Here is an 8,026-nt window from a genome sequence, read left to right as displayed (position 1 = left end):
CTGCCGGAACCGGCCCGGCGCGCGCCGGCGCCCGGAGCCGCGGCCCGCGTCCGAGCACCACTGCGCGGACTGCGAGCGCCGCGCGGGCGTGTACGCGGCGGCGCTGCTGGCGATGGCGCCGTCCCCGGTGCTGCCCGCGGCGCTGCGGCACCGCGTGATCCACACGGCGACGGACTCGGAGCTGGCCGGGTACCGGGCCGACATCGCGGCCCGCGGCGGCGGCCTGACGCCCGACGGGCTGCCCACCCAGCCGGACATGCCGTCGCCGTTCACCCGGCGCTGGCTGTTCGCGGGCGGCGGCATGGCGGGCGCGCTGGCCACCGCCGTGCTCGGCGTACTGCTGATGGGGCCCGGCGGGCTCGGCGATCCGACGATCTCGTGGCCGCCGTTCCAGACCGGCCCGCAGCCGTCGATCACCCAGCAGGGCCCGGACGGCCGGTCGTCGTCCGGCGGCGGCGCGCCGGTGCCGCCGCAGGCCCAGGCGCCCGGCAGCGGCGGCCGTCCCGGCGCGCCCGCCACGCGAGGCCCGTCGTCCCCGGCACCGACCTCGCCGGCGCCGACCTCGCCCACCCCGCCCAAGCCCGGGAGCCTGGCGGTCAGCCCGGCGAAGGTCGAGATGTACGGCACCAAGACCGCCCAGGTACGGCTGACCGCACAGGAGGGCCCGGTCTCCTGGAACGCCGTCGCCTCCTCCGCGAAGGTCTCGGTCTCCCAGCCGCAGGGCGGGCTGCCCGAGGACGCGCAGACGAGCGTGACGATCACCCTGGACGCGGGGCTGCTCAACCTGCCGGGCGAGGCCACGGTCACGTTCATCGACGCGGAGACCGGCGAGTCCCGCGAGGTCGCGGTCGTCTGGGGCGCCTCCCTCCTCTGAAGGCGGCCGCCGGGGATCAGCCCTCGACGGCCGAGGGGGCGTTCTCCGCGGCGAGGTGGTCGCGGATCTGCTCCAGCTGCGTGCCGAGCGCGGCCTGCACGCGGGCCTCCATCGCGCGCGCGATGAACGGGTCGACGACCATCTTCACCAGCGGCCGCATCCGGCGCACCATCGCGGCCATCTCGGCGATGTCGTCCCCGCCCAGGGTGCCCGCGTCGCTCTCCAGCCGCTGGAACACGTGCTCGCGCACCAGTCCGACGAACCGGCCGGCGATCACGTCGCAGTCGTTCCGGATCTCCTCGGCGATGTCGAGCACCGCCTCCAGCGGGATCCCGGCGGCGACCAGCTCCTCGCCGACGTGCAGGAGCCGCGGGCTGGGCACCCGGAAGTGCTCGCCGTCGCCGTCTCCGGCCGCCTCGACCAGGCCCAGCTCGATCGTGCGGGCCAGGTCGCGGGCGACCTCCTCGTCGCCGGCGCCGGGGCTGAACGCCTCCCGGAGCTGCTCGAACGTGACCGTCCCGGGGATCTCGTCCGACCACGGGTCGGTGAGCACCTTCTCCAGGCCGAGCACCTCGCCGACGTCCTTGCCGGTCTCCCACGCCGAGATCAGGTCCTTGATGATCGCGAACGTGTAGCCGCGGCCGAGCAGCTTGCCGATCAACCGCAGCCGGGCGAGGTGCGAGTCGTCGTACAGCCCGACCCGGCCCTCCAGCCGCGGCGGCGGCAGCAGGCCGCGGTCCTGGTAGGCGCGGATGTTGCGGACCGTGCTGCCCGCAGCCTGGGCCAACTCGTCGATTCGGTACTCGGCCATGCCCCGTCCGCCGGTCGCCTCTCCTGGTCCACCCTGCCGTTCCTTGACCGCCTTGATCTTACGCGCCACGATTGTTACATCGACCGATGGCACATAGAGGTGGTCATGGCTGGTCCCCGGGAGCCCCACGATATCGAGGAGACCCTCCTCGGCGGCCCGCTGCGCTACACGCGCAAGGAGGTCGCGGAACGTTCCGGGATCTCCGATGACGACGCCCGCCGCATCTGGCAGGCGCTCGGCTTCCCCGTCCCGCCCGACGAGGAGGTCGCGTTCACCGACCGGGACGTGGCCGCGCTCCGCGAGATCAAGGGCCTGCTCGGGCACCAGATGGTCGACGAGGAGATGGTGCTGCGGCTGTCCCGCGCGGTCGGCCAGACCATGGGCCGGCTGGCGAGCTGGCTCGGCGACGTCTGGCTCCAGCGCTTCAGCGAGCTGCTGCCGCCGGACGAACCGGTCACCACCGAGGCCGTCGTCGCCGCCCTGGAAGCGACCGAGGAGCTGCGGCCCGCGTTCGAACGGCTGCTCATGCACGGCTGGCGGCGCCAGCTCGCCGCCGCCGGCCTGCGCGCCGCCGGCGCCAGCGCGACCGCGACCGCCGACCCCGCCGCCGGCGTCGCGCTGCTCGCCACCGGGTTCGCCGACATCGTCTCGTTCACCCGGATGAGCCGCCGCATGGACGGGCCCGAGCTGGCCGACCTGGTGGAACGGTTCGAGACCGCGGTCACCGGCATCGTCGCCGAGGAGGGCGGCCGGGTGATCAAGACGCTGGGCGACGAGGTGCTGTTCGTCGCCGAGGAGCCGCGCGCCGCCGCCGAGATCGGCCTGCGGATCGCCGAACTCTCCGAGGAGGACCCGGACTTCCCCCGCGTCCGGGTCGGCCTGGCGTACGGCGAGGTCATCTTCCGCCTGGGCGACGTGTTCGGCACCCCCGTCAACACCGCCGCCCGCCTCACCTCCACCGCCCACCCCGGCACGGTCCTCGCCGACACCGGACTCGCCGGCGCCCTGCCGTCCGGCCCGTACGACGTCTCCTCGCTGCGCCCCCGCAACCTCCAGGGCCTCGGCAGGGTCCGCATCCGGCTCCTCCGCCGCGCCTGACCGCGCCGTCCTTCAGAGCTCCGCGACGATGCTCGTCAGGCCATCCGTGCCGTGGCCCTGCCCGATCCGCCGCCGGACGATCGCGGACACGGGCCGGAGGTTCCCGATCATCCCGACGCCTGGTCGCTGTCCTTCAACGCGCCCCACCCGTGCCACCGGTCGACGGTGATCCACGCGCTGACCCGCGCCCGCACCCGATCCGGATAGGGCTGCCCGCCGTAGTGGCGCGAGACGCGGTCGATGTCGGCGAGGTCCTCGTCCCGGTACATCTCGGTGACCCGCCCGATGAGAGTGACGTGCGTGTACCAGTTCTCGTCGAGCACGGTGAGCGAGACCCGCGGGTCCCTCTCCAGGTGCTTCAGCCGCACCCGGCCCTCGTCCATGTTCACGAGCACGCGGCCGTTCTCCCACAGGTACCAGGTCGGCGTCGTGACCGGCGTACCGTCCGAACGCAGCGTCGCGATGACGCACGGGTTGGGCTTGGCGAGCAGCGCGTCGGCTTCGGGCGGCAGCGGCGGCTTGGACATGCGGTCTCCAACGGCAGAGGTCGGACGGCTGACGCCCGATCACCTACCCCCGACCGCCGAGCCCGACACGGCCCCCGATCACCAAGGAGCCTTCTGGCCCCATGCTCAGAACGGGCCTTTGAAACCGGAGGGGCGGTAAACCCGAACCGCATTGGTTACGGTGAGGCGCCATGGAAGATCGCCTTTCCGGCGAGGACGCCCTGATCCTCCCCGACGCGTTGCGGCGCCACGTGTATCCGCGGCGGGACGGGAGCCCCGGCCCGAAGCCCAAGGTCAACCGGGCCGCGAGCGGGACCGTGCGCGAACGCCTGCACGCGCTCGGCACCGTGCGGCCGCTCGCGGAGCACGAGGGTGTCACGCCGGACATGGCCGAGGCCCTGCGGGCGTACCTGTCCGGAAGCGCGCATCCCTTCGGCGCCGCGGTGGCCGCCGCGCTGCTCCTCCAGGGCGCCGGGAACGATGACGAGAAGGTCGCCGTGCTGGCGGTCGACTCGTGGGTGGCCGAACACGGGCTGCCGTTCGCGGCCTGCGCGTTCGCCGAATGCAGCCAGATCCTCTGGGGCTGCCCGGGACTCGGACTCGTCGACGGGAGCGGCACCGCGGTCCAGGGCTCGGCCATCGTCTCCCAGGCGCCCAAGGCGGCCGTACGGCTCCGGGCGTTCCTGGCCTCCGCCGACGAGGAGGTGTACCGGGAGGCGGTGGACCGGCTGGCGGGGTGCCGGCGCACCGCGTCCCAGCGGGTGGCGGTCTCGTTCCTGGTGCCCACCCGGGAGGACTGGGTGGACGAGTGCTGCGCCGACCCTCCGCCCAGGAGGGGGCAGCTCGGTTTCTGGTGGATGCTGTACGGCTCGCTCGGCTCGCCTCGCCAGGTCGACCGGCTCCTCCCGTACGAGGTCGTCAGCAGGTTCCTGTGGGACCGGGCGCTCCTGGCGAGCATGGCGGACGCGGTCGGGCCGGGGGTCACGCCGCTGGTCGTCGCGTCGCTGGACGACACGTGGGACACCTTCTCGCGCAAGCTGTTCCTGGAGGTGCTGGCGGTCCTGCCGGGCGACGAGGCGTTCCGGGCGCTGGTGGAGCGCTCCGGCCAGAAGAACGTGCAGCCCGCCCTGCTCGCGGCGGCCAAGCGGTTCCCCGAGCGGGCGCGGCGGCTGCTGCCCGAACTGGCCGCCGAGCGGGACGCGCTCGCCGCCGGCCGGCTGCCGGACGCGCCGCCGGACGTCCTGCCCGAGGCCCTGACCGTCCCGCAGAACGTCCCGGCCCGCGGCGAGTGGGCCGATCTGGAGATCCTGCCGCAGATCAGGCTCCGCGACCGGAACGACGCACTCCCCGCCGTCGCCGCCCGCCGCCTCCTGACGATGCTCGCCACCTCCTCCCCTGGCGACCTCGCGGCCGTGAAGGACGCGTGCGACGCCGAGTCGCTGGCCTCGTTCGGGTGGGCGCTGTTCCGGCTGTGGGAGAAGATCGGCGCGCCGTCCAAGGACAGGTGGGCGCTGAGCCGGCTGGGGTGGTCCGGCGACGACGGGACCGTGCGCCTGCTGGCACCGCTCATCCGCGCGTGGCCGGCGCAGCGCACCCCCGGCAAGGCGTTCGCCGGGCTGGACGCCCTGGCCGGCATCGGCTCGGACGCGGCGCTGACCCAGCTGGACGACATCGCGCAGAGGGCGAAGTACAAGGACCTCAGGAAACGTGCCGGCGAGAGGTTCGCGGAGGTCGCCGGCGCGCGGGGCCTGACGCCCGAGGAGCTCCGTGACCGGCTGGTCCCCGACTTCGGTCTGGACGCGACGGGCGCGCTCGTCCTGGACTACGGGCCGCGCCGCTTCCTCGCCGGTTTCGACGCCGGCCTCAGACCGTACGTCACCACCGAGGACGGCACGCCCCGCCGGTCGCTGCCCAAGCCCGGCGCCAAGGACGACCCGGACCTCGCACCCGCCGCCTACCAGCGCTTCACCATGCTCAAAAAAGAAGTGGGCACGGTGGTCGGCGACCAGATCCGGCGGCTGGAGGCGGCGATGGTGGCGCGGCGCCGCTGGACCGTCCCGGAGTTCCGGCGCCTCTTCGTTGACCATCCCCTGCTCTGGCACGTGGCCCGCCGCCTGGTGTGGCTCGCCGAAGACCCCTCCGGGACGACCCCGTTCCGCGTCGCCGAGGACCGCACGTTCGCCGGCCTCGCCGACGACGCGCTGACGCTGCGGGACGCGCACCGCGTCGGCCTCGCCCACCCCCTGGACCTGGACGGGACGCTCGGCGCGTGGCGGCGCGTCCTGGCCGACTATGAGCTCATGCAGCCGTTCCCGCAGCTCGAACGCCCGGTACACGTACTGACCGAGGCCGAGCGCGGCGCCCGAAGGCTGACCAGGCTCCAGGACGCCGCCGCGCCAGCCCGGGCGGTACTCGCCCTCGAACAGCGCGGGTGGCGGCGCGGCAGGCCCACGGCCGGCGGCTACCAGCGGTGCCTCTACCGCGAAACCCCCGGCGGCCTGTTCGTCAACATCAGGCTGGACCCGGGGATGAAGATCGGGCACGGCGCCGACAACCCCGAACAGCGGCTCGCGGAGATCCGGCTCGACGACACCCCCGAGGACGGCGACTGGTCACCGCGCGACGGGCGGCCGTTCGGCGACCTAGCTCCGCCCACCGCCTCCGAGATCCTCGACGAACTCACCGAAGCGACCACCCCGAAGTAGACCGATGCCACCGGCGGCCCCACTGAGTCCATGGAGTACGGCTGGGTGCCCGCTCGACCGGTTCATCGACGACATCCAGGGCGATCGGGCCTGGCGTTCAAGGTACGTCGTTGAAGCGCGCCCCGCCGTAGACGACTCAGGGGACCCGGCATGCGATCATGCTGGGTCCCCTGGTCAGGTGGCGGAGGATCGGGGATTTGAACCCCGGATGGGCGGTAAACCCAAACCGCATTAGCAGTGCGGCGCCATAGACCGGACTAGGCGAATCCTCCAGAAGCCATCAGGCTCACGACAGGTTACCGGTCAGCGGCCCGAGCGGCAAAGTGCGGGCGGGGACCCGGACGTCCGGGTCCCCGCCCGGCCTTGTCAGAGGCCCGCCGTACCGCAGGCCTTGCCGAGCTCGGCGGCGTTCTGGACGAACGAGCTGGCGCCGGAGCTGCTCGGGGACTTGCCCGACCCGAGGTTGCTCATCATGGTCGCGAGCCCCTCCAGGTCCGTCGCGACCTTGCCCGCGGCGGTCTCAACGTCCCCGCCGGCCTTCTGGCCCTCGGAACGGATCTTCGAGGCGGTGTCGCGGTAGAGCTGCGCGTTCGCGGTGGCGCTCGCGCCCGGGTTGCTCATGTCCGGCGAAGAGATCTTGCTCTGCACGGACGACAGCTCGGTCCGGATGTTCTTGCACGCGGCGTCCTTGTCGCCTCCCCCGGCGACGGAGCTCAGGGCACCGCAGCCGGTCGAGGTGAGCAGGGCTCCGCCGATGGCGACGACGCCGGCCAGCCGGATGGCGGACATGCGCATAGGGGGTTCTCCTTCAGGGGGGACACATGAGGCTCGAACCTCACGCGTCACTTGTATATCGGTCGTCCCATTGGGCGCACCACCCAGGCGAACGGTTCCCTCACTCTCCGCTAGATCGTTTCCCATGCACGGGCACCCCCTTCAGTGCCCTACACTGGAGCACGTTGCCGAGACCGGGAAGCTGCTAGACTCCCGTCCGGCATCGAAGCCCTGGTCACCGACCAGCCAGCAGCCGTAGCTCAATGGATAGAGCATCTGACTACGGATCAGAAGGTTGGGGGTTCGAATCCCTCCGGCTGCGCCAACATCGAGAGCCGCTTTCCGTGATGGAAAGCGGCTTTTTGTTTGGCGTCGATCTGCCTGCGAGGTGGCTTGATCGGGCTGGGGGGGGGCTCGTGGGCGAGGATGACTCGTATGTTCGTCAACGTGCGCCGGCCGGCGAGAGGTGAGCCGTACGCGTGTCCATGCTGCGGTCATCTGACGCTTGAGGAGCGGGGCTACAACGAGATCTGTCCCGTGTGCTTCTGGGAGGACGACGGGCAGGACGACCACGACGCCGATGAGAGCCGCGGCGGTCCCAATCGGGGGCTCAGCCTCACCGAGGCTCGGCGGAACTTCGCTGCCTTCGGGGCGAAGGACCGCCGAGCGCTTCAGAACGTCCGGGAGCCTCAAGCGCACGAGTTCCCTCCGTAGGAGGGGGATGCGGCCAGGCGGGCCGGCGCTCATGGGTGCTTGCTCGGGATTTGGAATTCTGGGCAGTGATGTCGAGGTGCGAGGAGATCCGTGTCTGTAGGAAGTCCTTGCCGGGTGATTTTTGATTGCGGTACGGCGCCAATCCCTAGGCGACGATGTTCAGGAGTGTTGAGTCGTCCAGTTTCAGGTTGAACTCCGGGCCGCGTTCCGAAGGGGTCCAGCCCTGGGACTTCGCCGTGGTGATCGCGGCCACCACGGTTCGGGGGAGGACGACTCCCGCGGGGAGGCCCGCGGCGTTGCTCGGGTGCGCGCAGGGCAGGTAGACCATCAGGCGGGCGCCTGGGGCGTCGGCCTGCTGTACGGCGAAGGTCAGCGGGGACCATCCCATCGCCTGGCAGTACGTCGGCCGGCTGCGCACCTTCCAGCGGAACTCCACGCCGTCCACTACGATCCGCCGCGATCCCTTGCTTGCCAGTGCCATTCGACCTCCGCAATTTGCTCGGCTCTCGAGGAGAGTAGGACGGTTGAACGCGGCGTCGCCACT

Annotated in this window: 7 protein-coding genes, 2 tRNA genes and 1 pseudogene; 5 read left to right on the top strand and 5 right to left on the bottom strand. The window is 72.1% G+C overall.

Translation table 11 applies throughout. The features are described from left to right. A pseudogene (locus AB0881_RS27230) lies at nt 1-874 on the top strand (RNA polymerase sigma factor); the annotation flags it as partial. Nucleotides 875-890: 16 nt separating this feature from the next. Here the strand turns inward: AB0881_RS27230 and AB0881_RS27225 are convergent. Beyond that, a complete protein-coding gene (locus tag AB0881_RS27225) occupies nt 891-1,685 on the bottom strand; it encodes a MerR family transcriptional regulator (protein ID WP_366621209.1) in 795 nt (264 codons plus the stop codon). A gap of 105 nt (nt 1,686-1,790) precedes the next feature. Between AB0881_RS27225 and AB0881_RS27220 the strand changes: the two genes are divergently transcribed. Continuing rightward, nucleotides 1,791-2,783 carry an adenylate/guanylate cyclase domain-containing protein gene (locus tag AB0881_RS27220; protein WP_366621207.1) on the top strand — a complete coding sequence of 331 codons (993 nt, stop codon included), beginning with the start codon at nt 1,791-1,793 and terminating at the stop codon, nt 2,781-2,783. Nucleotides 2,784-2,890: 107 nt separating this feature from the next. On the opposite strand, the gene AB0881_RS27215 is transcribed toward AB0881_RS27220, so the two are convergent. Then, nucleotides 2,891-3,310 (bottom strand): PPOX class F420-dependent oxidoreductase, encoded by a 420-nt coding sequence (locus AB0881_RS27215; RefSeq protein WP_366621205.1) that lies wholly within the window; start codon nt 3,308-3,310, stop codon nt 2,891-2,893. A gap of 170 nt (nt 3,311-3,480) precedes the next feature. On the opposite strand from AB0881_RS27215, the gene AB0881_RS27210 reads away from it, so the two are divergent. Beyond that, nucleotides 3,481-5,994 carry a DUF4132 domain-containing protein gene (locus AB0881_RS27210; protein ID WP_366621203.1) on the top strand — a complete coding sequence of 838 codons (2,514 nt, stop codon included), beginning with the start codon at nt 3,481-3,483 and terminating at the stop codon, nt 5,992-5,994. 179 nt (nt 5,995-6,173) lie between these two features. Here AB0881_RS27210 and AB0881_RS27205 read toward each other — a convergent pair. Together AB0881_RS27205 and AB0881_RS27200 are read right to left on the bottom strand one after the other, a co-directional pair. Then, nucleotides 6,174-6,266, bottom strand: a tRNA-Ser gene (locus tag AB0881_RS27205). A 94-nt stretch (nt 6,267-6,360) separates the two neighbouring features. Further along, nucleotides 6,361-6,789: a hypothetical protein gene (locus AB0881_RS27200; RefSeq protein ID WP_366621201.1), complete on the bottom strand. Its 429-nt coding sequence runs from the start codon at nt 6,787-6,789 to the stop codon at nt 6,361-6,363. Between the two features lie 228 nt (nt 6,790-7,017). On the opposite strand from AB0881_RS27200, the gene AB0881_RS27195 reads away from it, so the two are divergent. Both AB0881_RS27195 and AB0881_RS27190 read left to right on the top strand, forming a co-directional pair. Next, a tRNA-Arg gene (locus AB0881_RS27195) sits at nt 7,018-7,093 on the top strand. Nucleotides 7,094-7,194: 101 nt separating this feature from the next. Continuing rightward, nucleotides 7,195-7,482, top strand: coding sequence for a CPCC family cysteine-rich protein (locus AB0881_RS27190; RefSeq protein ID WP_366621214.1), 288 nt, complete (start codon nt 7,195-7,197; stop codon nt 7,480-7,482). 145 nt (nt 7,483-7,627) lie between these two features. Here the strand turns inward: AB0881_RS27190 and AB0881_RS27185 are convergent, their stop codons facing one another. Further along, the gene (locus tag AB0881_RS27185) at nt 7,628-7,963 is read right to left on the bottom strand and encodes a hypothetical protein (protein WP_366621199.1); all 336 of its coding nucleotides are present in this window, start codon (nt 7,961-7,963) and stop codon (nt 7,628-7,630) included. Nucleotides 7,964-8,026 lie beyond the last annotated feature (63 nt).

Source organism: Spirillospora sp. NPDC029432, assembly GCF_040703975.1.
Classification (GTDB): Bacteria; Actinomycetota; Actinomycetes; order Streptosporangiales; family Streptosporangiaceae; genus Spirillospora.
Note: the sequence above shows the minus strand (reverse complement) of the source record. Positions and strands in the feature narration are given on the sequence as shown.

What these genes read in the sequence shown, in the direction of transcription:
- AB0881_RS27220 (WP_366621207.1), top strand. Translation starts at nt 1,791, where the DNA reads ATGGCTGGTCCCCGGGAGCCCCACGATATCGAGGAGACCCTCCTCGGC.
- AB0881_RS27190 (WP_366621214.1), top strand. Translation starts at nt 7,195, where the DNA reads ATGACTCGTATGTTCGTCAACGTGCGCCGGCCGGCGAGAGGTGAGCCG.
- AB0881_RS27215 (WP_366621205.1), bottom strand. Translation starts at nt 3,310, where the DNA reads ATGTCCAAGCCGCCGCTGCCGCCCGAAGCCGACGCGCTGCTCGCCAAG.
- AB0881_RS27210 (WP_366621203.1), top strand. Translation starts at nt 3,481, where the DNA reads ATGGAAGATCGCCTTTCCGGCGAGGACGCCCTGATCCTCCCCGACGCG.
- AB0881_RS27200 (WP_366621201.1), bottom strand. Translation starts at nt 6,789, where the DNA reads ATGCGCATGTCCGCCATCCGGCTGGCCGGCGTCGTCGCCATCGGCGGA.
- AB0881_RS27185 (WP_366621199.1), bottom strand. Translation starts at nt 7,963, where the DNA reads ATGGCACTGGCAAGCAAGGGATCGCGGCGGATCGTAGTGGACGGCGTG.
- AB0881_RS27225 (WP_366621209.1), bottom strand. Translation starts at nt 1,685, where the DNA reads ATGGCCGAGTACCGAATCGACGAGTTGGCCCAGGCTGCGGGCAGCACG.